Source organism: Novosphingobium mangrovi (assembly GCF_022818885.1).
Classification (GTDB): domain Bacteria; phylum Pseudomonadota; class Alphaproteobacteria; order Sphingomonadales; family Sphingomonadaceae; genus Novosphingobium; species Novosphingobium mangrovi.
On the sequence record NZ_JALHAT010000024.1, the window covers coordinates 109,026 to 135,521 of the forward strand.

The following is a 26,496-nucleotide window of genomic DNA, read 5'->3' on the forward strand; positions in this document are numbered from 1 at the left end:
GTCCAGCCCGCAGGTGCGATACAGGACCTATCGCTTCACAGCAGCGACTTCAGAGGAACGTCGGGATCGGCAAGCTGGTCGACATCGACCTTCGCGCCCGCTTCGACCAGCTTGCGGCCCTGGACGTAATCCTTGACCATGTTGACGCTGTCGATCGCGGCGACGCGCCCACCGCGCAGGTACACCACCGAGAACTTGCGGGTGTCCGGGTCGCCGCGCACCACGGTGGTGTCGAAGTCCTTGTTGATGCCCGCGGTCTGCAGCTTCAGATCGTACTGGTTCGACCAGAACCACGGGAAGGCCTTGTAGGGCTGCTTGTCACCGCACAGCGCCTTGGCGACGCACGTTGCCATGTCGTTGGCGTTCTGCACCGATTCCACACGCATGACATCGCCGCCGGCAAAGCCGCAGGCAAAGGCCGCGCAATCGCCGATGGCATAGATGTCGGGGAGCGAGGTGCGGCAGTATTCATCCACATCGACGCCATTGGCACCGGCTGCGCCTGCTGCGATCAGCGGGCCGACGGCAGGCACGATGCCGATACCCACGATCACGGCCTCGGCGGGAAGGACCGAACCATCGGCCAGCTTCACCCCGGTGACCTTGCGGCCATCGCCTTCAAGGCATTCGACCGCAACGCCTGTGCGCAGGTCCACCCCGTGCTCGCGGTGCTCCTTTTCATAGAAGGCCGAGAGCTCCTCGCCCGCCACGCGCGCAAGGACGCGCGGCAATGCTTCGAGCAGCGTGACTTCCAGGCCCAGCTTGGCCAGCACGGCGGCCGCTTCCAGGCCGATGTAGCCCCCGCCGATCACCACCACCTTGCGGATGCCCGCATCGACTTCGGCCATCAGGGTGTCGCAATCGGCGCGCGTGCGTACCGCATGGACACCGGCCAGTTCCGCGCCCGAGCACGACAGGCGGCGCGGATCGCCGCCGGTTGCCCAGACCAGCTTGCCATATTCGAAGGTCTCACCATCCGAGAGCCTCAGGGTATGGGCCTTGGGATCGACCTTGATCACTTCGCAGCCGAGGCGGAAGGTCACGTCCTTTTCTGCCCAGAACGTAGGCGGGCGGATATAGAGCCGGTCGAAGGTCTTCTCGCGCGCGAAGTACTCCTTGGAGAGCGGCGGGCGCTCGTAGGGGTACTCCGGCTCGCGTCCGATCACCGTGATCGAGCCTTCAAAACCGTTCTGGCGCAGGGCCAGCGCACATTGGGCGCCGCCGTGTCCGGCCCCCACGATAACAACATCAGACTGGTTCATGTCCCCTCCTGGACGGGCATGTCTGGCCGCTTGCGGCGCGCCTTGCAATACCCCTGCGCGCACATGGTCTTGTACCGGCCCCGCCCTCGCGCCTCAGTCGAGCGCCCCGGCGATCAGTTCGAGCGAACGAATCTGCGCGGCGGGATCGAAGGTCGAGGCGCTCAGGATCAGCTCGTCGGCCTGCGTGCGCGCGACAAAGGCCTCCAGCCCCGCGCGCACCTGGTCGGGTGTGCCCACGGCGGCGACGCCGCGCATCTGCTCCAGCATCGCGCGCGCAGGCCCTGGCAGCCCTTCCCGATATTTGGGGAGTGGCGGCTGCAGTTTGCCGGGGCTACCCGTGCGCAGCGCGACGAAGCTCTGGTCGGTGGAGGAGGAAAGGTACCAGGCCTCCTCCTCGGTCTCGGCGGCCATCACGTTGATCGCGGCCATGAAATAGGGCTTGTCGCAAAATTCGGAGGGCTCGAAGCGCTCGCGGTAGATGCGCGCGGCCTCGTCCAGGTGGGTGGGCGCAAAGTGCGAGGCGAAGGCATAGGGAAGGCCCAGCATGGCGGCCAGCTGCGCGCCGAAGAGGCTGGAGCCCAGGATCCACATTTCCGCGTCCGCGCCGCTCGCCTGCGGGGATTCCACCCCGCCCACGGCTTGCCCGGCAAAGCGCGCGCGCAGTTCGACGACGTCCTGGGGAAAGCGTTCCGACGCGCTCACGATGTCCTTGCGCAAGGCGTTCGCCAGCCGTCCGTCCGCGCCCGCCGCACGGCCCAGCCCCAGGTCCACGCGGCCCGGAAACATCGCCGAAAGCGTGCCGAACTGCTCGGCGATGACATAGGGCGTGTGGTTGGGCAGCATGATCCCGCCCGCGCCGATACGGATCGAGCTGGTCGCATTGCCGATGTGCGCGAGCACGACCGAGGTTGCTCCGCCCGCGATGCCGGCCATGCCGTGGTGCTCGGCCACCCAGTAGCGCTTGAAGCCGTTGGCCTCGGCGGCCTTGGCGGTGTCGACGGTGATGTCGAGCGAACGGGCCACGCTGTCGCCTTCGCGAACGGTGACGAGGTCGAGAACCGAAAGGGGTACCATGGGCATCGTTATCCGTAGTCTGGTGTCTCAGGGGCGCTCCGGCCCGTCGTCGGGGGCCGTCTGCGCAAGATAGGTTTTCGCGGTCTGGGCTTCCGGGCTCTGCGGGGCAACGTCCAGTACCGACTGCCAGCTGCGGCGCGCGGCATCCGCATCGCCCGAAAGCATCGCGATCACGCCCGCCTCCAGGCCGACCGCCGGATCGCGCGGTGCCAGTTTGGCCGCCGTCTCGATCTGGCCCGAGGCGACGATCAGCTGGTCCTGGCGCCGCGCGAGCGTCGCTGAAAGAAGCCAAGCCTGGGCGTTCTCCGGATCGGCAACGCGCGCGGCTGCGAGGGCATCGGCCGCCTGCTCGGCCTGGTCGACGGCAACGAGCCCGCGCGCCCGGTCGATCTGGACTTCGGCGAGTACGCGGTCATCGCCGCTCGCCTTGGCCTCGGTGAGTGCGGGGCCCAGCAGCAGCAGCGCCTTGGCGCCATTGCCCTGCGCCAGTTCGGCGTTGGCCGCCATGTCGCCCAGACGCGCGCGGCTGACGTGGTCCTCGGCCTCGGTCGCATCGCGCGCGGTGACGAAAGCCTCGCGCGCTTCGTCGAAGCGTTCGAGCACGGTGAGCGCCGCGCCCAGGCACAGCCCGGCGCGCACGCGTTCGCGCCCCATCGCCTCATACAGGGCCTCCTGCGCCAGCTCGGCCGAGCGCTGCGGATCGGACTGGACAAGGTCCATGCAGCCCTTGCGGCTGACCGGCGCGGCCGGCCCGGCATAGGCCCGTTCCTGCGCCTGCTTGCGCGCCTCGTCGTTCTTCTTCTCGATGATCTCGAGCGGAAGCGAAGAGGCATAGGGCGAGCCGATGGTCCCCGCGGCCTGCGCGAGAAGGGGCATCAGAAGCAGCGAAATCGACATCGAGGGTTACGTCTCCGGTCGGCCGTGCGGACGATCAGCTTTCCGGGTCACGGGCCAGAAGCAGGTCGGCCACGGTGCGCATGAGAACCGCGATATCGGTCTCGCGCGAAAGGCGGTGGTCGCCGTCCTTGATGAAAGTCACCTGCACATCGTCTGAACGCAGCATTTCGCACAGGCGCAGCGAAAGGTCGAAAGGCACGTCCTCGTCGCGCTGGCCGTGGAGGAGACGCACCGGACCGTAGAACTCGATCGGTGCCTCCAGCTGCAGGTTCGCCTGCCCGTCGGCCCAGAAGGCCGGGTGAGTCGGCGTGGGCTCGGGGCCATAGGGGTTGTCTTCGTAGATGGTTTCGCCATCGGCGAGCAGGCCCTTGTCCATCTGCGCGATGCCCCAGTCGGTAAAATCGGGCGCGGCGGCAATGCCGATCATCGAGTGGACCTTGTCGGGCAGGGCATCGGCCACCATCAGCATGAGCCAGCCGCCCATCGAGGAGCCGATCAGGACCACCTTGTCGAGCGCGGCGGCCTCGATCACGGCCACCACCTCGTCGCGCCAGCGGCTGAGCGTACCGTCGGCGAAATCGCCGTCACTCGCCCCGCAGCCCGAATAGTCGACAAGCAGGCAGGCGCGGCCGGTGTGAACGGCCATTTCGAACAGCGCGGTCGCCTTGCTGCCCGACATGTCGGACATATAGCCCGGCAGGAAAACGAGCGTGGGGCCCTGGCCGGGCGCGAAGCGGTGGGCGATACGGCGGCCATCGGCCATTTCGTGGAAGCGGATCTCGGTCATGGCGCGCAAGGTGGGGGCTGGGACCGAGAAGGGCAAGGAGAGATCCGAGGGCCATTGCCCTCGGGCCCCCCGAACGGGCAACCTCGTGTATCTCAGCCCAAGTGGCGTGTGGAAGGTGAGGACGCCCATTTGGGGGTCAAGGGGTAATAACCCCTTGAATCCTATCTTCCTTCTTCACATCCTCTTGCCCGCCCTGCCCGCCGCATCTACGAAAATCCACCATGAGCGCCGAAATCATCCACTTCCCCACACAGCCCACGCGCGCCGCGCGGCGGCTGGAATGGTTCGCGCAGCAGCGCTCGGTCCTGCTCGCAATCGGGGCGCTCTATTTCGGGCTGCGGGTCGGGGCGCTGTTCTTCGATATAGCGGTCCCGCCCGAGGCGCAGTGGCATCACGAGACGGCCCTCGCGCTGGCCGTTGGCGGAGGCTATTTCGCCGCGCCCGGCGATCCGGCCATCTTCACGCCGATCGGTTGGCCCATGGTGCTCTCGCTGGCCTATGCCCGCTTCGGGGCGAGTGCGGTCACGCTGGGACTGTTCAACCTCGCCAATGCCCTTGCCATCGGCGGACTGACGCTGGCGCTGGGGCGGCGGCTGTTCGCAAACGAGGCCGCCGCGCGCAGCGGCCTTCTGCTGCTGGCGATCTCGCCGCTGGCCGTAACGTCGGTTCCGCTGGCGGGCCCCGGGCTCTTCCTCACCGCGCTGGTTCTGAGCGGGTGCTGGCTGGTGGTGGTGCGCACGAACCGCTGGCATCTGGTAAGCGCGGGCCTCGTCTTCGCGCTCGCTGCACTGACCGAGCCGGCGAGCCTTCTCGTGCCCGCGCTGGTCTTCGTCCTCGACGCGCTGCGCGCGCCCTTCACGTGGCGGCGCTTTGGCGGTGTACTGGGGGAAGGTGTCCTCGTGCTCGGCATCGCGCTGCTCGCCACGACGCCGTGGACCTGGCGCTATCTCGATCACCCGGAGGCCTTCCTCGCCCGCGTCCCCGCCGCTGTGAATCTGGGCGAGATTCTCACCCGATTGGGAACGGCCCAACTTGCCTGGAGTGCGCTGATCCTGGCCGCTTCGGCGAGCGCCCTGATGGTCGCACTCCTGCAACGCCGCGGCCCGGGCTGGTGGATACTGCCCTATGCCGTCCTCCTCGGCGCGGCGCTCGCCCCTGCGCCCAACCTGCTCGCGGCGGCCCTGACCCTGCTGTGCCTGCCCGCAGGCGGGTTCACCATATGGTGCTGGCAGCGGATCGCCGAACGACGCCCCAAGCGGCCTCAGTAGAGAATCGGGCTGACCACCTCGACGAGGATGTGGTTGCCCGTCTGCGTGATCGCGTAGATCGGCGCGCCCGTGATGTCCGATGCGACGCTTTCGGTGCCCAAACGCTCAAATGCGAGCACGCCCAGCCCTGCAAACAGGGCCAGCGAAGCGGCCAACATGAGCAGTCGTGTGCGAACGGGACGGGATGCGCGCGGCATCGTTACTCTCCTCTCAGGAATATCTCTTCTATCGCAAGTTCGAATACTTCGGCAATACGAAAGGCCAGCGGCAGCGAGGGATCGTAGCGTCCCGTCTCGATGGCGTTGACGCTCTGGCGCGAGACATCGAGCTTTCCGGCCAGGTCCTGCTGGCTCCAGCCGCGTTCGGCGCGCAGGACCTTCAGACGGTTCTTCACGCGCAGCCTCCATCCCCGAGCGTGATGCGGTTGACCAGAGTGCCGACACCCAACCCGAAGCACCAGATCGGGAAGACCCAGAACACCGGGAGAGCCGGAACCGAGGTCAGCATCTCCAGCAGCCCCCACACGCTTGCCCCCGCCAGCGTCAGGCCGGTCGCGAACATCGCCTTGCGCACTTCGAGAAGCCGCAGGTATTCGTCTTCGAGCTCAGCGTAGAAGCGCCCGATGGCCCAGATCATGCCGACCACGGCCAGGCCCGGCACCAGCGCGACGGCAATGGAAAGCCCGCTTGGCGGCGCGTTATCCTCAAGCAGGCGCGTCGCGGCGAACAGCGAAACCAGATAGACACCCGCCGCACTGGACAGCCGCACGAAATAACGCCGCCGGGCGCTGCCCTTGCGCCCGATGCTCACGCGCAGCGCCCCTTGCGGATACGCAGGGCCACCATCGCGGGCATGGTCAGGATGGCCGTGATCGTGGTCCAGTCGGGCAGGATCTCGGCGATGTTGAGAAGGGCTACGCCCATCACGGCCGCGCCCCAGAGCAGCGAAGTATTACGAGACATAAGACAAGCTCCCTTGCTTTTGTGTAAAGCCTTCTTGTCATGTCTGATCGATTCGTGTCAAGCATCATTGACATAGTGACAGGCAGGCTTGTCGCGCCCGCCCGCCATGCCCTGCGGCGTGACTCGCGCGCGCTTTCCTGCTAGGAGCGCCCGCGATGACCAAGCGTGTAACTACGACCACCACCACCACCCGGCGCGCCCGGGCACGGCAGGTCGTGGGCTGAGACCACGCAGCGCCGTTGCCCGGGCTCGGGCGATGTGGCGTCATTCTCCCGATCCCAAGCCAAAATAGCCGACGCCGGACCTTCCGCGAGGCGTGCGCTTGTGCCAAAGGCCCAAGGCACCGCCCGCGCGGCCCAGGAGCGAAAGACGAGTTCGATGTCCGAGATGTTCAAGATCAGCCTTCCCGACGGATCCGTGCGCGAGATGCCCGAAGGCGCAACGCCGCTCGACGTGGCCGCGGCCATCGGCCCGGGCCTCGCCAAGGCGGCGCTCGCCGCCCGTGTCGACGGCGAACTGGTTGACCTCACCCGCCCCTTCCAGGGCGATGCGCAGCTGGCGCTGGTGACGGCCAAGGACGAGGCCGAGGCGCTCGATCTCGCCCGCCACGACTACGCCCACGTGCTGGCCGAGGCGGTGCAGGCGCTCTGGCCCGGCACGCAGATCACCTTCGGCCCCTCGACCGACGATGGCTTCTACTACGACGTGATGGCGCCCGAAGGCCGCGCGCCCTTCTCGATGGACGATCTTCCCGCCATCGAGGAAAAGATGCGCGAGATCATCAAGGCCGACAAGCCGCTGCGCCGCGAAGTCTGGAGCCGCGAACAGCTGATCGCCAAGTGGACCGCGGAAGGCGAGACCTTCAAGGCGGAATGGGCCGCCGAGCTGCCGGGCGACGAGGACCTCACCGTCTACTGGTCGGGCGATGACTGGCTCGACATGTGCCGTGGGCCCCACCTGCCCTCCACCGGCAAGCTCGACCCGGCCGCCTTCAAGCTGATGCGCGTGGCCGGCGCCTACTGGCGCGGTGACCAGAAGAACGCGCAGTTGACCCGCATCTACGGCACCGGCTGGCTCAACAAGAAGCAGCTCAACGCCCACCTCACGCGCCTCGAAGAGGCCGCCAAGCGCGACCACCGCAAGCTGGGCGGCGAGATGGACCTGTTCCACCTTCAGCAGGAAGCCCACGGTTCGGTGTTCTGGCACCCCAACGGTTTCACCATCTACCGCGCGCTCGAGGACTACATGCGCCGCGCCATCCACAGCGCGGGCTACCAGGAGGTCAAGACCCCGCAGGTGATGGACGCGCGCCAGTGGGAGCAGTCCGGCCACTGGGGCAAGTACCGCGAGAACATGTTCGTCATCCCCGACGAGACCCCCAACACCGAGGACGAAGGCCCGATCGTTTCCGACGATGCGGACTGGATGGCGCTGAAGCCGATGAACTGCCCCGCGCACGTTCTCATCTTCCGCCAGGGCATCACCTCGTACCGTGAACTGCCGATCCGCCTCTACGAGAACGGCTGCTGCCACCGCAACGAGCCGCACGGCGCGCTGCACGGGCTGATGCGCGTGCGCCAGTTCACGCAGGACGATGCGCACATCTTCTGCCGCGAGGACCAGATCGTCGCCGAAGTGCGCGCCTTCTGCGAACTGGCCGACAAGATCTACAAGGACTTCGGCTTCACCTACTCGATCAAGCTGGCGCTGCGCCCCGAAAAGCGCTTCGGCACCGAGGAGATGTGGGACAAGGCCGAGGACGAACTGCGCAACGCGGTCATCGAGGCGGGCCTTGCCACCGAGGAATACGGCTGGGAGGAACTGCCCGGTGAAGGCGCCTTCTACGCGCCCAAGCTGGAATGGCACCTCACCGACGCAATCGGGCGCACCTGGCAGGTCGGCACGATCCAGTCCGACCGCGTCCTGCCCGAGCGCCTCGATGCCGCCTACATCGGCGAGGACGGCGCCAAGCACCGCCCGGTCATGCTGCACCGCGCGATCTTCGGCTCCTATGAGCGTTTCATCGGCATCCTGATCGAGCACTTCGCCGGCCGCCTCCCGGTCTGGCTCGCGCCCGTGCAGGCGGTTGTCGCCACGATCATCTCGGACGCGGACGACTACGCCAAGGAGGCCGTCGCCAAGCTCAAGGCCGCAGGCATCCGCGTTGAATCGGACCTTCGCAACGAGAAGATCAACTACAAGGTGCGTGAGCACAGCCTTGCCAAGGTCCCGCACCTGCTCGTCGTGGGCGCGCGCGAGGCCGAGGAAGGCACGGTTGCGATCCGCACGCTGGGCGATAAGGACCAGAAGGTCATGCCGCTCGACGAGGCGATCGCGATGCTGCGCGAGGCCGCCACGGCCCCGGACCTGCGGTGATCCTCCGGCCGGGCGAACCCCGCGACCTCGCCCGCGCGCTGGACATCTGGCGCGCGGCCGTCGTGGCCACGCACGGCTTTCTGAGACCGGACGAACGCGCGCAGATCGAGCTGCAGGTCGCGGCCATGCTCCCCGAGGTGCCTCTCTGGGTGGCCGAGGACACAGACGGCGAAGTCCAGGGCTTCCTGGTGTTCGCAGGGGACATGATCGAGGCGCTCTTCGTCCACCCGGGCGTCCACGGACAGGGTTTCGGCTCGGCGCTTGTCGGCAAGGCGCTCGAGCTGCACCCGGCCCCGCGCGTCGATGCCAACGAGCAGGCCGACAACGCCCTGCCCTTTTATCTTGCGCGCGGCTTCGTGCGCACCGGCCGCTCCCCGACCGACGCCGAAGGGCGTCCCTTTCCTATCGTCCACCTGTCCTATGAAGGCTGAACCATGATCCAGCGCGAACTCCTCGATACGGCATGGGTGCCGGACGGCGAAAAGCTCGAACTCTACCGCCACGACAAGGACTTCATGATCGTCCTTGGCCACAATGAACTCATGTCGACCCGCAAGTGGGGCTCCGAAGAGGCGCTGGCGACGATGAGCTTCGAGCGCATCAAGCACGCCAGGCGCCCGCACATGCTGATCGGGGGCTATGGCATGGGCTTCACCCTGCGTGCAGCCCTCCGGGTCCTGCCCGAAAACGGCAAGGCGACCGTGGTCGAGATCGTGCCCGAGATCATCGAGTGGGCGAAGGGGCCGATGAAGGAGCTGGAGGCGGGTTGCCTCGCTGATCCGCGCGTCAACCTCATCCTCTCCGACGTCGCCCCCTTCATTGCGGGCGCGGAAGGCGATTACGATGCGATCCTGCTCGATGTCGACAACGGTCCCGATGGCCTCGTGCGCGAGGACAACAACGTCCTCTATTCCAAGTCCGGCCTGCGCGCGGCCAAGCGCGCGCTGACGCCCGACGGCGTCTTGGCGATCTGGTCCGCCGGGCCCGATCCCGACTTCACCCGCCGCCTCGAACGCGCCGGGTTCGCGGTGGAGGAACGCAAGGTTGCCTCGCGCTCGAACGGCAAGGGGCCCAAGCACGTCATCTGGTTCGCCACGATCCGCGAATAACCCTGCATTTCGCCATCTTCGGGGCGATGATGTTGCACCGATAGAAAGACTTGCACACGCGGAATGCAACATCGCTGGCAAATCGGCGCAGGCGCATTAGGTTGCCCGGCATGACGCTCAGCGACCTCACCATCCGCGCCATGACCCGCCGCGAAGCCGACCGCCTTGTTGAATGGGCGGCGAACGAAGGCTGGAACCCGGGCCTGCACGATGCCGACCTGTTCTGGGAGGCCGAGCCCAACGCCTTCATCGCCGCCGAGATGGACGGCGAGCTGATCGGCGGGGGCACCATCGCCTCCTATGGCGGCGAGTTCGGCTTCATGGGCTTCTTCATCGTGCGCCCCGACTGGCGCGGTCAGGGCCTGGGCGACCGCCTGTGGCAGAACCGGCGCGAGATGCTGCTCTCGCGCCTGAAGCCGGGCCGTCCCATCGGCATGGACGGCGTCTTCACGATGCAGGACTATTACGCTAGGGGCGGCTTCGTCTTCGCGCACCGCGACCTGCGCTTCCAGTTCACGATCCCGACTGACTGGCCGACGACCGAGGCCGCGATGCGCGCCGATGCCGCCCTGGTCCCGCTGTCCGAGGTCCCCTTCGCCGAGATCGCGGCCTACGACCGCAGCTGCTTTCCCGCCCCGCGCGAGCCGTTCCTCGAACGCTGGATCGCGCAGGAGGGCGCCCTTTCGCTCGGCTTTGTGAAAGACGGAAAACTGGCCGGCTTCGGCACGATCCGCCCCTGCCGCGAGGGCACCAAGATCGGCCCGCTCTTTGCCGATGACGACGAGGCCGCCGAAGCGCTGTTCTGCGCGCTGGCCGCACATGGCAAGGACGGCCTCGTCACCCTCGACGTGCCCGAGACGCACCCGGGCGCGATGGCGCTGGTGAAACGCCACGGCCTGCGCGAAGTGTTTGGCTGCGCGCGCATGTACCTGGGGCAAGCCCCCGAGCTCGACGAAAAGCGGATCTACGGGATCACGACGTTCGAACTGGGGTAGAAACAGGAAAACCGATTCAAGGGGCCATCGCCCCTTGACCCCGGAATCGGCGACCTCACCTCTTTCTGCCACCATGGCGCGTGCAAGGTGAGCCAGACAGGTTGGGGAGCCCGAGGGCGATGGCCCTCAGAACTGTCTTACTGATCCTGTTCCAGCCGCGCGAGCCAGGCCTGCGCCTGCTTGGGCTCTCCCACCGCGTGGGAATTCACCGGCCCGCGCGCGGCAAGGAACTCGGCATGGAGCGCGAAAGGTTCGAGGTCGAGCCGTTCGCGCAGGTCCGCGATCTCGTCGGCCAGCTCCTCCAGTTCGGCAAGCAGCGGCCTGGCCTTGGCCACGTGGGTCTTGTCGCGGGTGTGCCCGAAAAGCCCCCACTGCCCGGCCGCGGTCACCTTGAGCGCGCCAATCAGCGCGGCGGTGTATTCCTCTTCGGCCTCCTCGCGGCGGCGGTCCATGCGTTCAAGACGATCTGCTCGTGCCATGGCCCAGCCTATGCGCCGAGGGCCCGCGCAGGGCAAGCGCTTACCAGAGCACGCCGTCCTTGCCGGGCTTGAGCGGCTCGGGCGCCTCCTCGCCAATGCACTGCAGGAGGTCGATCTCGATCGTGCGGCACATCTGGTTGAGCGGCAGGTCGTGAACATCGTTGGCAAAGGGGTCCACCAGCTCATCGCCAATGGTGAGGACGGCGAGGAACATCGCGCCCGCCAGTGTGGAGCCGAGCGGCGTTGCGAACTGCAGCGTCTCGACCAGACCGATGGGAAGAAGCACGCAGAACATATGCGTGAAGACCGTGGGCAGCCAGCGGTACTGGTGGGGCAGCGGCGTGTTCTTCAGACGCTCCATACCGCCTTGCGAATTGGCGATGTCGACCAGCACGGCCTCCATCTGGGCCTGCTGGATGGTGTCGATCCAGCCCTTGCGGCGGGCCTCGTCGATGCGCCGTCCCGTGCCATCGAGAATGCCGTTGGCGACGTTGGTGCGCTGGAGCGCGAGGTCCGCCTCGTGACGGGGGAGCAGGCGGATCACTTCCTCGTCGGGCTTCTGGCGCCGCAGCTGGCAGCGCAGCGCGTGGACATAGGCAATCTGGCGCAGGACAATCCGCCGCTTGTAATCCTCCCCTTCCGGGTCGGGCAGGAAATTGCGGGCGGCACGCGCAATGTTGCGGCTCGCGTTGATCATGAGGCCCCACAACTGACGTCCTTCCCACCAGCGGTTGTAGGCCGAATTGCTGCGAAAGCCCAGGAACAGCGCAAGCGCGGAGCCGAACAGCGTCACCGGCAGCTCGGGCGCATCGAAGGGCAGGACATAGTACGTGAACGTGACGATCACGTCCCACACGAACAGAACGGCCAGCGGCTTCCAGACTTCGCGGATGATGCGGGCCGGACGGGGGGCCGAAGTAACGATCATGGGTTTCGGACGTCTCCTTCGCGCGGCTCGGCGCGCTCGATCAGGGGCACAGGTGCAGGCTTGGCGCTGGCCTGCGCCATCGCAGCTGAACTTGCGCTGGCCGGACGGATGCGCAGCCAGTCGACCCGGTCCACCGTGACGAAGAAGGCCAGCACCCCGCACCCGAACAGGAACAGGAGAAAGTTGCCGACGAGCGCTTCGCGGCCTGCGGCACTTTCGGCTTCACTGAATTGGCGCATGTTCACACTCCCAGATGTGGTGTCGAGGAGTGAACGTGGGAAGTGCGGGTTACCGACGCATCAGCCGATTGCGACGAAATCTTGCTGCACTGCGATAGAGAGGTTGTGCAGTGCATCAGACGCGGCAAACAGCCAGCCGGAAGGGGCTGGACACAGCACGTCCACGCCAATCCGATGAAATGCCTGCAAAATGCCGGGGGCTCAGAGCCCGAGGTCGACCCCGGCGAGAATCAGCGCGAGCGCACAACCCGCCACGACCAGGCCGCGCGCCACATCCTGCGCCACCGGCAGGGCCGGGCGCCGCGTGTGCGGGAAGGCAAGGGCAAGGACTCGGGCCATGACGCTGCTATGCGCCCGAGCCCTTGCCAAAGCGTTAATCACCGCTGGGAAGCGAGGGCATCTGCTGGCTGGAACAGTGGAACGAGCCGCCCCCTGCCAGCACCGCATCGGCCATCACGCCCACCGTATCACGGTCGGGAAACAGCTCGGCGATGGCGGTAACGCCTTCCTCGTCGTACTTCGTTCCGTAAATGGGCACGACCACCAGGTTCGAGGTGATCGCAAAGTTCATGTAGCTCGCAGGCTCGATCCGCCCGTCCGTCTCAACCCGCCCGGGCGAGGGAACTTCGGCCACGCGCACGCCCATCGCCTCGGCGCGGGCCTTGGCGTCGGCGTAGATCGCCGCGTTGGGATCGTGTGCTCCGGTCGCGCGCGGCAGCGCCAGGACGCCCGGCGCCACGAAGCGCGCGAGGTTGTCGACATGCCCGTCGGTGTGATCGTTGATAAGGCCATCGCCCAGCCACAGCACCTTGTCATAGCCCAGATCGCGCTCCAGGCGCATTTCCAGATCCTGGCGGGTGAGGTGCGGGTTGCGGTTGGGATTGAGCAGGCACTGCTCGGTCGTGGCGACAAGGCCGGTGCCATCGCCGTCGAGCGCGCCGCCTTCAAGGACCCAGTCCGCCGTCTCAATGGAAAGTCCGGCATCGCGGGCCAGCTCGGCGCCGATTTCCTGGTCGCCGTCCATCAGGTACTTGCCGCCCCAGCCGTTGAAGCCGAAGCGCATCGCCTTGCGCGCGCCCTGCCCGTCCATCGTGACGAGCGGCCCTGTATCGCGCAGCCAGACATCGCCGTAGCGGCGCACCTCCAGCGTGACCTTGTCCGAGACGAGCGAAGCCGCGCGGGCGCGGTTGGCCTCGTCCCGCACGATCAGGCGCACTTCCTGACCCGCTTCGGCGACGACACTGGCGAACTGCGCCATCTGCTCCTGCGCGGCCTCCAGGAAGCCGGGCCATTCGACCGGATCGTGCGGGAAACCGATCCAGATCCAGTCCTGCGGGTGCCACTCTGGGGGAAGGGCGAAAGACAACTCAACAGCCTCCTTGGGATGCCGCGCATGCCTCGTCGCGCACGGCCCTAAATTCATCGTCCTCGTGCCAGTTCGGCCAGCTGTCCGAATCGGCGAGATCGCGGCCGAGCCGATAGAAGAGCGACACCTCCTGGACAATGCCATCCCAGTTCCAGTCCGCCGAATATTCGTCGGACGGGGCGTGGTAGCGGTTGGAGACATAGTCTTCGGAAAGCGCATCGCCCGCCGCGCGCCCGCCTTCGACAAGGTCGGTGCTGCGCTCGAAGTTGAACATCGGCACGCCCCGCTTGGCAAAGGAGAAGTGGTCCGAGCGGTAGTAGCTGCCCCGCTCCGAATGCTCCTCGGGCACTTCGCCAAGCCCCTCGTCGGCCAGCGCTGCGCGGAACAGCGCGGTGAGGTCCGACTTGTCGCCCCCCACCATCGCAAAACTGCGCGCACGGGGCCCGGGCAGCAGCGCGTCCATGTTCACCCCGCCCACCGTGTGATCGAGCGGGAAGACCGGGTTGGCCGCATAGTATTCCGAGCCCAGCAAGCCCGACTCTTCCAGCGTGACGGCCAGGAACACTTGGCTGCGCGCGGTGGCCCCTGCCTCGACGTTGGCATTCGCCAGCGCGGTCAGCGCGCCGATCCCGGTCGCGTTGTCGACCGCGCCGTTGCAGATGTCATCGCCGGTCGCATCGGGGGTGCAGTGGCCCAGATGATCCCAGTGCCCGGTGTAGAGCACGTATTCGTCCGGGCGCTCGGTGCCCGGCAGGATGCCGACCACGTTGTTGGAGGCCGACTTGCGCACCTGGTTGGCGAACCCGAAGCTGGCCAGGAGCCCCAGAGGCACCGGCTTGAATCCGGGCTTCCGGGCCGCCTCGCTCAGCGTGGTGAGGTCCTGCCCTGCCGTGTGCAGCATGGTTTCGGCCACCGCCTTGCGGATCCAGCCGTTGGCCTTCGTCGCGCTCGCCCCGTCATCCGGGGTCTGCACGTAATACTGCGCGCCGGTCCAGCTGGAGTTGACGACGTTCCAGCCATAGGCGGCCGGGTAAGTGTCATGCACGATCAGCGCGGCATCGGCGCCCTGCCGGGCCGCTTCCTCGAACTTGTAGGTCCAGCGCCCGTAGTAGGTCATGCGCCGTCCCTTGAAGGGCCCCTCCTCGCTCTGCGCCGCATAGTCGGGATCGTTGACGAGGATGACCGCGGTCTTCCCCTTCATGTCGATCCCGGCGTAGTCGTTCCAGCCCAGCTCGGGGGCGTTGATGCCATAGCCCACGAAGACCAGTTCGCTGTCCTCGATGCGCGTGTCCGGCACGACGCGGTAGCTCGCCGCGACATACCCATCGCCATAGCCGAAGGTCTGCGAAATCCCGTGGCCTTCCACCGCCATGGGGGTGGGATCGGTCGCGGTGATCTCCACCGTGGGCACTTCCTGCAGCCATTCGCCATGATTGCCCGGCTGCAATCCGGCGGCCTTGAAACGGGTGATGATCGCATCGAGCACCTTGGGCTCGATCGCGCTGCTCGGCGCGCGGCCCTCGAAGGCATCGGAGGAAAGCGTGGCGGTCACCTCGGCCATGATCGCCCTGGCCTTGCTCGGCAGCGCATCCGCCGTCTCCTCTTCGATCGGCCGCTCGGGCGGGGGCAGGGCAGTGCCCTTGGGCATGTCGGGCCCGGAGTAGGACGTGGAAGTGCAGGCCGAGAGGCCCAGCGCGGCAAGGAGAAGAAGGCGGTTCTTCACGGGAAGTCCCCTGAATTGGCAATATGGCACCCCAGCGGCGCCCCTCGCCCAGAGGTGCCAGAGGCGCGCGCGGTGAACAAGGCGCTTGCCCGGCCTTGTCCAAGGCGGCAGGACAGGCACCATGACTAGGACGACCGGAGAGGACTGGACCGGCGCGCTCGCGCGCGCCCGCGCCCATGCACCGTTTCTTGCAACGCTGCTCGAGCGCCGCCCCGAACTGGCCGAGGTGCTGGCATCAGGGGATGGTGAGGCCGCGCTGGCGATGGCGCGCAAGGCCGGAGACGGCGCGCCCTCGGTAGGCGCGGCGCTGCGGCGCGAGCGCCAGGCCCTCGCGCTGACGCTGGCCATCGGCGACCTTGCCGGTGCCTTCCCGCTCCTGAAAGTCACGGGCGAGCTGTCCGCCTTCGCCGACCGCGCGCTCGACGCCGCCATCGCCGACGGCATCCGCCGCCGCGCACCCGACGCCGAGCCCGGCGGGTTCCTTGCCCTGGCGCTGGGCAAGCACGGCGCGGGCGAGTTGAACTACAGCTCGGACATCGACCCGATCCTGCTGTTCGATCCCGAAACCCTGCCCCGTCGTGAACGCGACGATCCGGGCGAGGCCGCCCAGCGCGTCGCGCGCCACGTCGTCCAGACGCTCTCGAACGTCGATGGCGAGGGCTATGTCTTTCGCGTCGACCTGCGCCTGCGCCCGGCCTCGGAAGTCAGCCCGCTTGCCATCTCGATCGACGCGGCGCTGACCCATTACGAAAGCTCCGCACTCGCCTGGGAGCGCGCCGCCTTTATCCGTGCCCGGGCCTGCGCGGGCGACATTGCGGCAGGCGAACAGTTCCTCGCCGCGATCCGCCCCTTCGTGTGGCGCAAGAGCCTCGACTTCGGGGCCATTGCCGAAATCGGCCGCCTCACCCGCCAGATTCGCGCCAGCGCACGCGGCGCCGATACGGTGGGCCCCGGCTTCGACCTCAAGAAAGGGCGCGGCGGCATTCGCGAGATCGAGTTCTACGCCCAGACCCACCAGCTGATCCACGGCGGCCGCCAGCCCGCGCTGCGCCTTCGCGGCACGCGCGCGACGCTTGATGCGCTGGCGCAGGCTGGCCTCGTCCCTCCCGAGGACGCGCGCCTTCTGGGCGAAAGCTACGACCGCCTGCGCACCATCGAGCACCGCCTGCAGATGCTGCGCGACCATCAGACCCATTCGCTGCCCACCGACCCCGAGGCGCTCGACGCCGCCGCCCGGCTCGATGGCCTCGCCGATGGTGCGCAGCTGATAGAGGAAGTCGCCGCGATCACGCAGGAGGTGGGCGCACGCTATGACGCGCTGGTCATGGCCAACACCCCGCTCCAGAGCGACGCGGCCGTCGCCATGCCCGCACAGGCGAGCCTTCGCGACGAACTGGAGGACCTGGGCTTTACCGATCCGGCCGCGCTGGCCGAACGGATCGAGGGCTGGCTTTCGGGACGGGTGCGCGCGCTGCGCTCGGACGCCGCGCGCGCCGCCTTCGAGGCGATGCGCCCCGAACTCATGGCCGCGTTGGCGCAGGCGCCCGAACCGGAACGCGCGGTGCTGCGCTGGGAGCAGCTTCTGGGCAACCTGCCCAGTGCGATCAATCTCTTCCGCCTGCTGGAAGCGCGCCCCGCACTGCTGGGCGTCCTCGTCAACATTCTCAGCCTCGCCCCACCGCTGGCCGATGCCCTTGCCCGCCGGGCAGACCTCCTCGATCCGCTGATCGATGCCAGCGCCTTCGAGCTGCCGGGCGACGTCGACAGCCTCGTCGCCAATTTCGCGCGGCTGGAACCGGGCAGCGATTACGAGCGTATTCTCGACACGGTGCGCCGCCGGGTCAGCGAGGCGCGCTTCCGGCTGGGTGTCCAACTGATCGAAGGGGTCAACGATCCCATCGCCATCGGCCAGGGCCTCGCCCGCATCGCCGAGGCCGCCAGCATCGTCCTCACCCGCGCGGCAAGCGAGGAATTTGCCCAGCGCCACGGGACCATTCCCGGAAGCGAAATGGTCGTGCTGGGCCTCGGACGCTTCGGCGGGGGGATCCTGACCCACGCCTCGGACCTTGACCTCATCTACCTCTTCACCGGCGACTTCCAGGCCGAGAGCGACGGCGAACGCCCGCTGGGCGCGACGCTCTACTACAACCGCCTGTCCAAGCGCGCGATTGCCGCGCTCTCGGTGCCCACCGCCGAGGGCGCGCTCTACGAAGTCGACACGCGCCTGCGCCCCTCGGGCGAACAGGGCCCGCCCGCCGCTTCGCTGGAGAGCTTTCGCCAGTACCAGGGCGAGGACGCCTGGACCTGGGAGCACATGGCGCTGTGCCGCGCGCGCGTCCTCATCGGCTCACCCGAAGCGCGCCTTGCCGTCGAACACGAGATCGCCCGCGTCCTCACCCGCCCGCGCGATCCCGAGGTGCTGCGCGGCGAAGTGCTGGAGATGCGCACGCGCATGGCCGGTCACAAACCCGCCAAGGGCCCGCTCGACGTAAAGCTCGCGCGCGGCGGCCTCGTCGACCTCGAATTCCTCGTCCACCACGCCCAGCTGGCCAGCGGGCGCGGGCTTGTCCCCGATCTCGGGGAGGCCATCGCCGCGCTCGCGACGCACGCCCTGCTCACGGAGGACCTGGGCGCCGCGCACGACACGCTCACCCGCTTTCTCGTTGCCGCCCGCCTGCTCGCCCCCGATTCGCAGCTGCCCCTGCCCGCCGCACGGCTGGCCCTCGTGCGCGCATGTGGTTATGGGGACTGGAGCGAACTCGAAACCGCGCTGGCGGGCGCACGCAGCTGCGTGGCCCACGCCTGGCGCGACGCCTTTGGCGAAGAACTGGAGATTGAGACACCATGACCGAACGCCCCGGCCCCGGCGACGCCTTCCCCGACATTGCCATGGAGACGCCCGAAGGTGGCAGCGTGAAGGCCTCGGACTTTGCAGGCCAGAAGCTTGTCGTGTTCTTCTATCCCAAGGACAACACCCCCGGCTGCACGACCGAGAACATCGACTTTTCCGCGCTCAAGCCCGAGTTTGATGCCGCGGGCGTCGCACTGCTGGGCGTCAGCAAGGATTCGGCCAAGAAGCACCAGAACTTCATCGCCAAGCATGACCTGAAGGCCCCGCTGGCGACCGATGCGGAGGAAAACGGCCTCTCAGATGCACTGGGCATCTGGACCGAGAAGAAGAACTACGGCCGCACCTACATGGGCATGGTGCGCACCACCTACCTGATCGATGCCGAAGGCAAGATCGCCCAGGTCTGGGACAAGGTGAAAGTGAAAGAGCATGCACAGGCCGTGCTGGAGGCCGCCAAGGCCCTCTGAGCGCCATGACCTGCGACACGTCGAACCCACCCCCGCCAACGCTGGCGCGCGCGATCCGGGCCACGCTGCTCGAAGCCCACCCGCGCACCAAGGTCATGGCGACCCGCAAACTGGTCCGCGAGTGGCGCCAGGGCCATCTTGCGCCGATCTTCGACGTGGCCATGCCCGATACTCCGGGTCGCCCGGCCCATCCCGAACTTCTCCCCCCGCGCGACATGCCCAAGCGCCGCAAGGCGGGCTCGGAGCGCGGGCGCATTGCCCTGTGGCATTCGCTCGCGCACATCGAGTTCGTGGCGATCGACCTTGCGCTCGACATGGCCGGGCGCTTCGGGAGCGAGATGAGCCCCGAGTTCATCGACGATTTCCTGGGTGTCGCGGCCGACGAAGCGCTGCACTTCGCTCTCATCGAGCGGCATCTGGCGACCATGGGCAGCCATTACGGCGCGCTCCCCGCCCACGGCGGGCTGTGGGACGCGGCAAGCGAGACCCGCCACGATGTCGCCGCGCGTCTTGCCGTGGTGCCGATGGTGCTCGAAGCGCGCGGGCTCGACGTAACGCCGGGCACCCGCGATAGGGTTAAAGCCCTAGGTGATGCACGGGGCGCCGTTATCCTCCAACGAATCCTTGACGATGAAATCCGGCACGTCCGGTACGGCGCAACTCATTTCGACGCGGAGGCGAAGCGCCGAAATGCACCGCCTGCGATTCTCTGGAAAACCTTGGTTTCCCGCCATTTCCATGGGGTCGTTAAGCCACCGTTCAACGACTCGGCGCGCTCGGCTGCCGGTTTATCGCGCGAATTCTACGCCGCCCTTGTTTGATTAACATTCCCGGTCATAACTGAAACTCGAGAGACGGCGGGGGGTTCCGACCATCTCCGAAATCAAGGCTCGACACGGTCCGCATCCCAGGATCGCGGTCGAAGGGTTCAAGCGCCTTGCCCCAAGGGGTTCGGCGGATAACAAGGTATTGCGAGTGGTCGTAACGAAAGTCTTCGCCAAAATCCGCGCAGTGGCCGGTGCCGCCGTGATCGCGGGCAGCGCCATCGCCGCCCATCCGGCCATGGCCAACTCCAGCGCGGCGTCTGCCGACATTGCTGCCCCGCTGCGCGCGGCACAGTCGGCCAGCCAGTCGGCCTCGGGCAACGAAGACGCCCAGTTCCGCACCCTGTTCAGCTCCTGGCAGAACTTCGAGGAAACCGGCCTTGCCGCCGCCAAGCCCGCGGCCAAGGTCGGCGCCATCGCCCCGGTCTCGATCCCCTCGCGCAACCCCCTCGAACACTCGGTCACGACCAGCGGCTACGGCATGCGCAACCACCCGATTCTCGGGCGCCGCGCCGGGCACAAGGGCATCGACCTCGCCGCACCGACCGGCACCCCGGTCTACGCGCCCGCCGACGGTATCGTCAGCCGCGCCTCGATGTTCAGCTCGTACGGCCTCTATATCTCGCTGGAGCACGGCGGCGAACTGCAGACCCGCTACGGCCACCTCTCGCGCCTGAACGTTGCCGAAGGCCAGACCGTCCACAAGGGCGATCTCATCGGTTTCGTGGGCTCGACCGGCCGCTCGACCGGCCCGCACCTGCACTACGAAGTGCGCGTGGACGGTGCCGCGGTAAACCCGGTTCCCTACATGCAGTCGGGCCTCGCCGCGAACGAGAGCGGCGCCAAGGGCGGCTGATACAGATTTTCACGACAAGCAGCGCCGATTGGCGCTGTTTTCGTATCCCGGTTCGGAGAGGGAAAGGGCGGCCGCAGAGCCGCCTTTTCTATGTCCGCAGCGTCAGTCCACGGGCGCCTGTGCGGTGCGCGAGCGATCAGTCTAGCTTGGCGAAAACGGCCGCCCCGCCGCGCCGCCGCAGCGCCGCCGTGTCGCCGGCGTCCGGGGAGTTGGCCGGCACAGGCTGCACCGAAGTGACCGCGCCGCCGGTCAGCTTGGCGACGATCCGCCCTTGGAACTCGGCCGGGCAGATCGCCTGAAATGCCGAACAGACCTGCTCAAGTGCCTCGGCCTCGACCGCGTAGAACACCAGCTTGGCCTCGCGCCGCGCCGAGACGAGCCCGGCGTTGCGCAGCACCGAGAGCTGCTGCGAGAGCGTGGGCTGGCCGATCCCCGTGGCCGCCTCGATCTCGCCCACGTTGCGCTCTCCGCGCGCAACGCACGACAGGATCTCGTAGCGCAGGGGGTGGGCGATTGCCTTGATGAGCTCGATCGGGGCGCCTTCCCCTCCGGGCGGCGAAGGCGGGGTGGATGCACTGGCCATCATTCGCACTCCTTCAGAAACCAGCCGACCGGGTTCTCGGCCGACAGCACGCTGTCCATCGTCGGCTCGGGGTGGGCAAAGAGCGGCTTGCCCGGCTCCCAGCCTTCGGGCGGCAACCCCTTGCCGGCATCGGCGACCTGCAGCGCCGCGACAATGCGCAGCACTTCCTCCACCGAACGCCCGATCTCGACCGGGTAGGTCACGATGGCCCGCACGACCTGCGCAGGGTCGATGACAAAGACGGTGCGCACTGTCCCGGCATCGTGGGCGTCATTCGCCACCATACCATAGGCGCGCCCGATCACCAGCGTGGGATCCTCGACAACCGGAAAGGTCACTTCGACTTCGTAATGGTCACGGATCGCGCGCAGCCAGGCGAAATGCGCGTAGAGACTGTCCACCGAGAGTGCCATCAGCGCGCAGTCCAGTTCGGCAAAACGGTCGGCCGCGCGCGCGAAGGCGACGAATTCGGACGTGCACACCGGCGTGAAATCGGCCGGGTGCGAGAAGAACGCCAGCCAGCGCCCCTCAAAATCCTTCATCGCCACAGGGCCTTGCGTGCTGCGTGCGGTAAACGCGGGCACGGCATCGCCGATGCGCAAGGGACAACAGTGTTTGCGGGTCTCGTCTTCCATGGAAAAGTTCTAGCGCAAGTTGCCTCTTGACGCAAGACAGTTACATAATTACATTAAGTCAAAATTTGGAGAACGACATGCCTGACGCACCAGCCCCCCACACGGCCCTGAGCCAGGCCGCCGCCCAGATCGAAACGGCGCGCGGCGACAGCGCGAAGCGGCCGGAAATTGCAGCTTTCTTCGATGAAACGACTTTCACCGTAACGTACGTGGTCCACGACCCCGCCAGCGGCGAAGCGGCGATCATCGACTCGGTCCTCGATTACGAAGCCTCTTCGGGTCGCACCTCGAGCGCATCGGCCGACCGGGTCCTTGCCTACGTGACTTCGGAAAATCTGAAAGTTGCCTGGCACATCGAGACGCACGCCCACGCCGACCACCTTTCCGCAGCGCCCTATCTTCAGGAAAAGCTGGGCGGCAAGCTCGCCATCGGACGCGAGATCGTGCGCGTGCAGGAGGTCTTCGGCAAGATCTTCAACGCGGGCACGCGCTTTGCCCGCGACGGCTCGCAGTTCGACCACCTCTTTGCCGATGGCGAGACCTTCACGCTCGGCACGCTGACCGGCACCGCGCTCCATGTCCCCGGCCACACGCCGGCCGACATGGCCTACGTGATCGGCGATGCGGCCTTCGTGGGCGACACGCTGTTCATGCCCGACTACGGCACCGCGCGCGCGGACTTTCCGGGCGGCGATGCCCGCCAGCTCTACCGCTCGATCCGCCGCCTGCTGACGCTCCCGCCCGAAACCCGGCTGTTCCTGTGCCACGACTACAAGGCACCGGGCCGCGAGGAATTCGTCTGGGAGACCACCGTGGCCGAGCAGCGCGCGGCCAATGTCCACGTCCACGACGGCGTGAGCGAGGACGATTTCGTCGACATGCGCACCCGCCGCGACGCGACGCTTTCGATGCCCAACCTCATTCTGCCTTCGGTCCAGGTCAACATGCGCGGCGGGCACTTGCCCGAGCCCGAAGACAACGGCGTGCGCTACCTCAAGATTCCCGTCAACGCGCTCTAAAGCAGCTCCTTTTTCCGGAAAGACAGAAAGCCCCCCTCATGTTCGACTGGTTCATGCAAACGTTTCCAGATGCCCAGCCGCTCCACGGGCTGGCCGGCGGCGTCCTCATCGGCCTTGCGGGCGCCGTCATGCTCCTTGGCCCCGGCCGCATCGCCGGGATCAGCGGAATGACCGCGCGCGTTGCGGGCCTCTCGGGCGGCGCGCCCTGGCCGCTCGCGGCCCTGTTCCTCGCCGGACTTCCGGCAGGTGCACTGGCCGTGGCGACCCTGATCGGCGGCATCCCGGCGCAGTTTCCGCCCTCGCTCGTCCTTCTCGCCGTCGCGGGCCTGGTGACGGGCGTCGGCACGCGGCTGGGCAGTGGCTGCACCAGCGGCCACGGCGTGTGCGGCCTCTCACGCCTCTCGCCCCGCTCGATCGTCGCCACACTGACCTTCATCGCGACCGGCATGGTGACCGTCGCGCTGGTCAACGCCCTGGGAGGAGGTATCTGACATGCGCAATCTGATGGCTCTTCTTTCCGGCCTGCTGTTCGGTGCCGGGCTCGCCCTTTCCGGCATGATGAACCCGGCGCGCGTGCGCGGCTTCCTCGACATTGCGGGTGACTGGGACCCCACGCTCGCCTTCGTGATGGGCGGCGCGGTCCTCGTCATGGCGCTCGCCTGGGCGCTCCAGCGCCGCATGCACCGCCCACTCGCCTGCGAGGACTTCGCCCTGCCCGGTACGCGCCTCATCGACGCACGCCTCATCGGCGGCGCCGCGCTGTTCGGTTTGGGCTGGGGCCTTGGCGGCCTGTGCCCGGGCCCTGCAATCGCCTCGCTCGTGTTCCACCCCCTCTCCGCCGGCGTCTTCGTCGTCGCCATGCTGGCAGGCATGCTCGCCTTCCGCCTGGTCGACACGCGCCGCGGCTGATCCCCCCCAAAAAAAACGCATATTCCAGGAGAAGCGCGCATGCAGACGCGGCATATCGAAGGTCAGCTCCACGTTTCCGGTCAGGTTCGCCCGCAGGACATCGACGGTCTCGTATCCGCCGGCATCACCACGCTGATCTGCAACCGCCCCGACAACGAAGAGCCCGGCCAGCCGAGCTTTGAGGAGCTTGCCCAGGCCGCCCGGGCCCAGGGCATCACCCCCTTCTACCTGCCCGTCGGCGGCCGAATCGCGCCCGAGGACCAGGCCGAGGCCTTCGCGAAGATCCTTGCCGAAAATCCCGGCCCGACTCTCGCCTTTTGCCGGACCGGCAACCGCTCCGAAAAGGTCGCCTGCGCCGCGCGTAGCGGGTCCGCAGCCAACGAGGCCCCGAACGGACGCGCACCGCACCACAAGGTGGTGATCGTGGGCGGCGGCTCCGCGGGGATCGCGGCAGCAGCCTCCCTCCTCAAGCGCAGCCCCGCGCTCGATGTCGCCATCGTCGAGCCCAGCGAAGAGCACTTCTACCAGCCCGGCTTCACCATGGTCGGCGGCGGCGTGTTCAAGCAGCCCGACACCGTGCGCAAGACCCGCGAGGTCCTGCCCAAGGGTGCAAGCTGGATCCGCGCTGCGGTCACCGGCTTCGTGCCCGACACCAACACCGTCGAACTGGCGGGCGGCAGGGCCGTCACCTACGACGTACTCGTCGTCGCGCTGGGTAACCGTCTCGCCTGGGACAGGATCGAGGGGCTGGAGGCCGCGCTCGGCCAGAACGGCGTGACCTCCAACTACCGCTACGACCTTGCCCCCTACACCTGGCAGATGGTCCAGAAGCTGGCCCGCACGCCCGGCCCGCGACGCGCGCTGTTCAGCCAGCCGCCGATGCCGATCAAGTGCGCGGGCGCACCGCAGAAAGCGATGTATCTCTCGTGCAGCGAGTGGGAGGAGCGCGGCGTCCTGGGCGACATCGAGGTCGAGTTCCACAACGCGGGCGGCGTCCTGTTCGGTGTGCCCGACTACGTGCCCGCGCTCATGGAGACGGTCGAGCGCTACGGCATCGGCCTGAAGTTCGGCTCCACCCTCGTCGCGGTCGACGGCCCCGCGCGCGAAGCGACCTTCCGCACCGAGGACGGCGAGATCACCCGCGGCTTCGACATGCTCCACGCCGTCCCCCCGCAGGAGGGCAACCCGATCATCGCGAACAGCCCGCTTGCCGATGCGGCTGGCTATGCCGAGGTCGACCAGGTGACGCTCCAGTCGCTCAGCTGGCCCAATGTCTTTGCGCTGGGCGACGGGTGCAGCACTCCCAACGCCAAGACCGCCGCCGCCGCACGCAAGCAGGCGCCGGTCGTTGCCGTCAACGTGCTCGCCGCCCTCGACGGGAAGGACCCGGTCGCGGCCTACGATGGCTATGGCTCGTGCCCGCTGACGGTCGATCGCGGCCACATCGTCCTTGCCGAGTTCACCTATGGCGGCAAGCTCGCCCCCTCGCTGCCCAAGTGGCTGATCGACGGGACGAAACCCTCGCGCATGGCCTGGCACCTCAAGGCCGACGCCCTGCCCCCGATCTACTGGCACGGTATGCTCAAGGGCCGCGAGTGGCTGGTGCCGCCCGCCCCGCTGCTCTGAACGCCTGATCCCTCCCCCCAGCTGAACCGGTCCCCTGCCATGCTCGACGCCTCCCACATCGACCTCGCCTACCTGCTCCTCGGCGCCTTTTCGGGCGTTCTCGTGGGCTTTACCCTTGGCCTTGTTGGTGGGGGCGGATCGATCCTGGCCGTGCCGCTGATGGTATACCTCGTTGGCGTGCCCAGCCCCCACGTCGCCATCGGGACGAGCGCCTTTGCCGTGGCGATCAACGCGGCCACCGGGCTCATCCAGCACGCGCGCTCGGGCAACGTGAAGTGGCGCTGCGGGGGGATGTACGCCTTTGCCGGGATCTTCGGCGCCTTCCTCGGCTCGACTCTGGGCAAGGCCATCGACGGGCAGAAACTGCTCTTCCTCTTCGCGCTCGTGATGATGGTTGTGGGCGGACTGATGATCCGGGGACGGCGCAACATGGGCATACCCGGCGCGCAGTGCAATCGCGAGAACGCCCCCAAGGTGCTGGGCTTCGGGCTTGGCACCGGGGCCTTCTCGGGCTTCTTCGGGATCGGTGGAGGCTTCCTCATCGTGCCCGGCCTGATCGCCTCGACCTCGATGCCGATGATCAACGCGGTAGGCACCAGCCTCGTTGCGGTGACCGCCTTTGGCCTTACCACCGCGGCCAACTACGCGCTCTCGGGCCTCGTCGACTGGATGCTGGCCGCCGTCCTCATCGCAGGGGGCGTGCTCGGCGGCTTTGGCGGCACCTGGACCGCCCGGCGCCTCTCCGGCCAGGGCCTGCTCACCACGGTCTTCGCCGTCCTCATCTTCGTCGTCGCCATCTACATGCTGCTGAAGTCCGGCGGCGTCCTGTGACCGCGATCCCCGACAAGGAGGCCAGGTGCCAGGCAATCCTTGCCCTTATCGCGCAGGGCAAGGGCGTGGTCGAAAGCTGCCGCGAGGTCGGCGGCATCTCGGAAAAGACCTTCCAGAGGTGGCGCAAGGCGCGGGCGGAAACGTCCGCCACGCACTGAAGCACATTCCCTGTGAGCGCATTATCCCGGCCAAGGCCGGGATTTTTGCATCCCCCTGCCTGGCAGACAGGACAGAAGGGCCAGGGAATGATTCCGAGGGCCATCGCCCTCGGGCTCCCCATACCGTCTACCTCACCTCCCACGCGCCGCCGTGGCCGAATATGGTGAGGTCGCCCGTTATCGGGTCAAGGGGCGATGGCCCCTTGGAAAAAGACTCCCTTCCCCTCCACACACACACGAAAACGCCGCCTGCATCCCCAGGGACACAGGCG

At 67.5% G+C, this 26,496-nt stretch carries 31 protein-coding genes; 15 read left to right on the top strand and 16 right to left on the bottom strand.

Annotation, left to right across the window (positions count from 1 at the left end; genetic code table 11):
* Positions 1 to 35: 35 nt before the first annotated feature.
* From MTR65_RS13500 to MTR65_RS13515, 4 genes are all read right to left on the bottom strand, one after another.
* The gene (locus MTR65_RS13500) at positions 36 to 1,262 is read right to left on the bottom strand and encodes an NAD(P)/FAD-dependent oxidoreductase (protein WP_243801059.1); all 1,227 of its coding nucleotides are present in this window, start codon (positions 1,260 to 1,262) and stop codon (positions 36 to 38) included.
* 93 nt (positions 1,263 to 1,355) lie between these two features.
* Entirely contained in the window at positions 1,356 to 2,336 is a 981-nt protein-coding gene (locus MTR65_RS13505; protein ID WP_243801116.1) for an LLM class flavin-dependent oxidoreductase, read from the bottom strand.
* A 27-nt stretch (positions 2,337 to 2,363) separates the two neighbouring features.
* Positions 2,364 to 3,233 (bottom strand): tetratricopeptide repeat protein, encoded by an 870-nt coding sequence (locus MTR65_RS13510; protein WP_243801061.1) that lies wholly within the window; start codon positions 3,231 to 3,233, stop codon positions 2,364 to 2,366.
* 34 nt (positions 3,234 to 3,267) lie between these two features.
* The gene (locus MTR65_RS13515; protein ID WP_213504349.1) at positions 3,268 to 4,020 is read right to left on the bottom strand and encodes an alpha/beta fold hydrolase; all 753 of its coding nucleotides are present in this window, start codon (positions 4,018 to 4,020) and stop codon (positions 3,268 to 3,270) included.
* A 221-nt stretch (positions 4,021 to 4,241) separates the two neighbouring features.
* Between MTR65_RS13515 and MTR65_RS13520 the strand changes: the two genes are divergently transcribed.
* On the top strand, positions 4,242 to 5,288 hold the full coding sequence (locus MTR65_RS13520) for a hypothetical protein (RefSeq protein WP_243801063.1): 1,047 nt from the start codon (positions 4,242 to 4,244) through the stop codon (positions 5,286 to 5,288).
* On the opposite strand, the gene MTR65_RS13525 is transcribed toward MTR65_RS13520, so the two are convergent.
* Genes MTR65_RS13525 through MTR65_RS13540 form a run of 4 tightly spaced genes read right to left on the bottom strand, consistent with a single transcriptional unit; the run spans position 5,282 to position 6,250 of the window.
* Entirely contained in the window at positions 5,282 to 5,485 is a 204-nt protein-coding gene (locus MTR65_RS13525) for a hypothetical protein (RefSeq protein WP_243801065.1), read from the bottom strand. The genes MTR65_RS13520 and MTR65_RS13525 overlap by 7 nt on opposite strands.
* 2 nt (positions 5,486 to 5,487) lie before the next feature.
* On the bottom strand, positions 5,488 to 5,682 hold the full coding sequence (locus MTR65_RS13530; RefSeq protein ID WP_039389637.1) for a helix-turn-helix transcriptional regulator: 195 nt from the start codon (positions 5,680 to 5,682) through the stop codon (positions 5,488 to 5,490).
* Entirely contained in the window at positions 5,679 to 6,098 is a 420-nt protein-coding gene (locus MTR65_RS13535; RefSeq protein ID WP_243801067.1) for a hypothetical protein, read from the bottom strand. Before MTR65_RS13535 ends, MTR65_RS13530 begins: the two co-directional genes overlap by 4 nt.
* Entirely contained in the window at positions 6,095 to 6,250 is a 156-nt protein-coding gene (locus tag MTR65_RS13540; RefSeq protein WP_243801074.1) for a hypothetical protein, read from the bottom strand. Before MTR65_RS13540 ends, MTR65_RS13535 begins: the two co-directional genes overlap by 4 nt.
* A 378-nt stretch (positions 6,251 to 6,628) precedes the next feature.
* Here MTR65_RS13540 and thrS point away from each other — a divergent pair, with 378 nt between their 5' ends.
* From thrS to MTR65_RS13560, 4 genes are all read left to right on the top strand, one after another.
* Positions 6,629 to 8,626: a threonine--tRNA ligase gene (gene thrS / locus MTR65_RS13545; protein ID WP_243801076.1), complete on the top strand. Its 1,998-nt coding sequence runs from the start codon at positions 6,629 to 6,631 to the stop codon at positions 8,624 to 8,626.
* Positions 8,623 to 9,057 (top strand): acetyltransferase, encoded by a 435-nt coding sequence (locus MTR65_RS13550; RefSeq protein ID WP_243801077.1) that lies wholly within the window; start codon positions 8,623 to 8,625, stop codon positions 9,055 to 9,057. Before thrS ends, MTR65_RS13550 begins: the two co-directional genes overlap by 4 nt.
* Before the next feature lie 3 nt (positions 9,058 to 9,060).
* On the top strand, positions 9,061 to 9,735 hold the full coding sequence (locus tag MTR65_RS13555) for a spermidine synthase (RefSeq protein ID WP_243801079.1): 675 nt from the start codon (positions 9,061 to 9,063) through the stop codon (positions 9,733 to 9,735).
* A gap of 110 nt (positions 9,736 to 9,845) precedes the next feature.
* Positions 9,846 to 10,730: a GNAT family N-acetyltransferase gene (locus MTR65_RS13560; protein ID WP_243801081.1), complete on the top strand. Its 885-nt coding sequence runs from the start codon at positions 9,846 to 9,848 to the stop codon at positions 10,728 to 10,730.
* Between the two features lie 137 nt (positions 10,731 to 10,867).
* On the opposite strand, the gene MTR65_RS13565 is transcribed toward MTR65_RS13560, so the two are convergent.
* The 6 genes from MTR65_RS13565 to MTR65_RS13590 all read right to left on the bottom strand — a co-directional run bounded on the left by MTR65_RS13565 (position 10,868) and on the right by MTR65_RS13590 (position 15,465).
* On the bottom strand, positions 10,868 to 11,209 hold the full coding sequence (locus MTR65_RS13565; protein ID WP_039389647.1) for a hypothetical protein: 342 nt from the start codon (positions 11,207 to 11,209) through the stop codon (positions 10,868 to 10,870).
* 40 nt (positions 11,210 to 11,249) lie between these two features.
* Positions 11,250 to 12,137, bottom strand: a complete 888-nt coding sequence (locus MTR65_RS13570) for a bestrophin family protein (RefSeq protein WP_039389648.1) — start codon at positions 12,135 to 12,137, stop codon at positions 11,250 to 11,252.
* Complete coding sequence (locus MTR65_RS13575) at positions 12,134 to 12,376, bottom strand: hypothetical protein (RefSeq protein WP_226631807.1); 243 nt, start codon at positions 12,374 to 12,376, stop codon at positions 12,134 to 12,136. The genes MTR65_RS13570 and MTR65_RS13575 overlap by 4 nt, the downstream gene beginning before the upstream one ends.
* Positions 12,377 to 12,577: 201 nt before the next feature.
* Entirely contained in the window at positions 12,578 to 12,715 is a 138-nt protein-coding gene (locus MTR65_RS13580; protein ID WP_243801084.1) for a hypothetical protein, read from the bottom strand.
* Between the two features lie 34 nt (positions 12,716 to 12,749).
* Positions 12,750 to 13,742 carry an agmatine deiminase family protein gene (locus MTR65_RS13585; RefSeq protein ID WP_243801087.1) on the bottom strand — a complete coding sequence of 331 codons (993 nt, stop codon included), beginning with the start codon at positions 13,740 to 13,742 and terminating at the stop codon, positions 12,750 to 12,752.
* Position 13,743: 1 nt separating this feature from the next.
* On the bottom strand, positions 13,744 to 15,465 hold the full coding sequence (locus tag MTR65_RS13590) for a M28 family metallopeptidase (protein ID WP_243801089.1): 1,722 nt from the start codon (positions 15,463 to 15,465) through the stop codon (positions 13,744 to 13,746).
* Between the two features lie 121 nt (positions 15,466 to 15,586).
* On the opposite strand from MTR65_RS13590, the gene MTR65_RS13595 reads away from it, so the two are divergent.
* The 4 genes from MTR65_RS13595 (at position 15,587) to MTR65_RS13610 (ending at position 20,463) form a co-directional block, all read left to right on the top strand.
* Positions 15,587 to 18,313: a bifunctional [glutamine synthetase] adenylyltransferase/[glutamine synthetase]-adenylyl-L-tyrosine phosphorylase gene (locus MTR65_RS13595; RefSeq protein ID WP_243801090.1), complete on the top strand. Its 2,727-nt coding sequence runs from the start codon at positions 15,587 to 15,589 to the stop codon at positions 18,311 to 18,313.
* A complete protein-coding gene (locus tag MTR65_RS13600) occupies positions 18,310 to 18,783 on the top strand; it encodes a peroxiredoxin (RefSeq protein ID WP_226631802.1) in 474 nt (157 codons plus the stop codon). Before MTR65_RS13595 ends, MTR65_RS13600 begins: the two co-directional genes overlap by 4 nt.
* A gap of 5 nt (positions 18,784 to 18,788) precedes the next feature.
* Positions 18,789 to 19,604 carry a ferritin-like domain-containing protein gene (locus MTR65_RS13605; protein ID WP_243801091.1) on the top strand — a complete coding sequence of 272 codons (816 nt, stop codon included), beginning with the start codon at positions 18,789 to 18,791 and terminating at the stop codon, positions 19,602 to 19,604.
* A 154-nt stretch (positions 19,605 to 19,758) separates the two neighbouring features.
* Positions 19,759 to 20,463 (top strand): M23 family metallopeptidase, encoded by a 705-nt coding sequence (locus MTR65_RS13610; protein WP_243801092.1) that lies wholly within the window; start codon positions 19,759 to 19,761, stop codon positions 20,461 to 20,463.
* A gap of 136 nt (positions 20,464 to 20,599) precedes the next feature.
* Here MTR65_RS13610 and MTR65_RS13615 read toward each other — a convergent pair whose 3' ends face one another.
* Both MTR65_RS13615 and MTR65_RS13620 read right to left on the bottom strand, forming a co-directional pair.
* Positions 20,600 to 21,049, bottom strand: a complete 450-nt coding sequence (locus MTR65_RS13615) for an ArsR/SmtB family transcription factor (RefSeq protein ID WP_327194340.1) — start codon at positions 21,047 to 21,049, stop codon at positions 20,600 to 20,602.
* Positions 21,046 to 21,681 carry a peroxiredoxin gene (locus MTR65_RS13620; protein ID WP_243801093.1) on the bottom strand — a complete coding sequence of 212 codons (636 nt, stop codon included), beginning with the start codon at positions 21,679 to 21,681 and terminating at the stop codon, positions 21,046 to 21,048. The genes MTR65_RS13615 and MTR65_RS13620 overlap by 4 nt, the downstream gene beginning before the upstream one ends.
* A 77-nt stretch (positions 21,682 to 21,758) precedes the next feature.
* On the opposite strand from MTR65_RS13620, the gene MTR65_RS13625 reads away from it, so the two are divergent.
* The 6 genes from MTR65_RS13625 to MTR65_RS13650 are packed head-to-tail and all read left to right on the top strand — an operon-like array spanning position 21,759 to position 26,224.
* The gene (locus MTR65_RS13625) at positions 21,759 to 22,700 is read left to right on the top strand and encodes an MBL fold metallo-hydrolase (RefSeq protein WP_243801094.1); all 942 of its coding nucleotides are present in this window, start codon (positions 21,759 to 21,761) and stop codon (positions 22,698 to 22,700) included.
* Positions 22,701 to 22,753: 53 nt separating this feature from the next.
* Positions 22,754 to 23,191: a YeeE/YedE family protein gene (locus MTR65_RS13630; protein WP_243801095.1), complete on the top strand. Its 438-nt coding sequence runs from the start codon at positions 22,754 to 22,756 to the stop codon at positions 23,189 to 23,191.
* Between the two features lies 1 nt (position 23,192).
* Positions 23,193 to 23,609 (top strand): DUF6691 family protein, encoded by a 417-nt coding sequence (locus MTR65_RS13635; protein WP_243801097.1) that lies wholly within the window; start codon positions 23,193 to 23,195, stop codon positions 23,607 to 23,609.
* A 39-nt stretch (positions 23,610 to 23,648) separates the two neighbouring features.
* On the top strand, positions 23,649 to 25,235 hold the full coding sequence (locus MTR65_RS13640) for a bifunctional protein tyrosine phosphatase family protein/NAD(P)/FAD-dependent oxidoreductase (RefSeq protein WP_243801100.1): 1,587 nt from the start codon (positions 23,649 to 23,651) through the stop codon (positions 25,233 to 25,235).
* Positions 25,236 to 25,274: 39 nt separating this feature from the next.
* A complete protein-coding gene (locus MTR65_RS13645; RefSeq protein ID WP_039389662.1) occupies positions 25,275 to 26,066 on the top strand; it encodes a sulfite exporter TauE/SafE family protein in 792 nt (263 codons plus the stop codon).
* Positions 26,063 to 26,224 (top strand): helix-turn-helix domain-containing protein, encoded by a 162-nt coding sequence (locus tag MTR65_RS13650; protein WP_243801103.1) that lies wholly within the window; start codon positions 26,063 to 26,065, stop codon positions 26,222 to 26,224. The genes MTR65_RS13645 and MTR65_RS13650 overlap by 4 nt, the downstream gene beginning before the upstream one ends.
* Positions 26,225 to 26,496 lie beyond the last annotated feature (272 nt).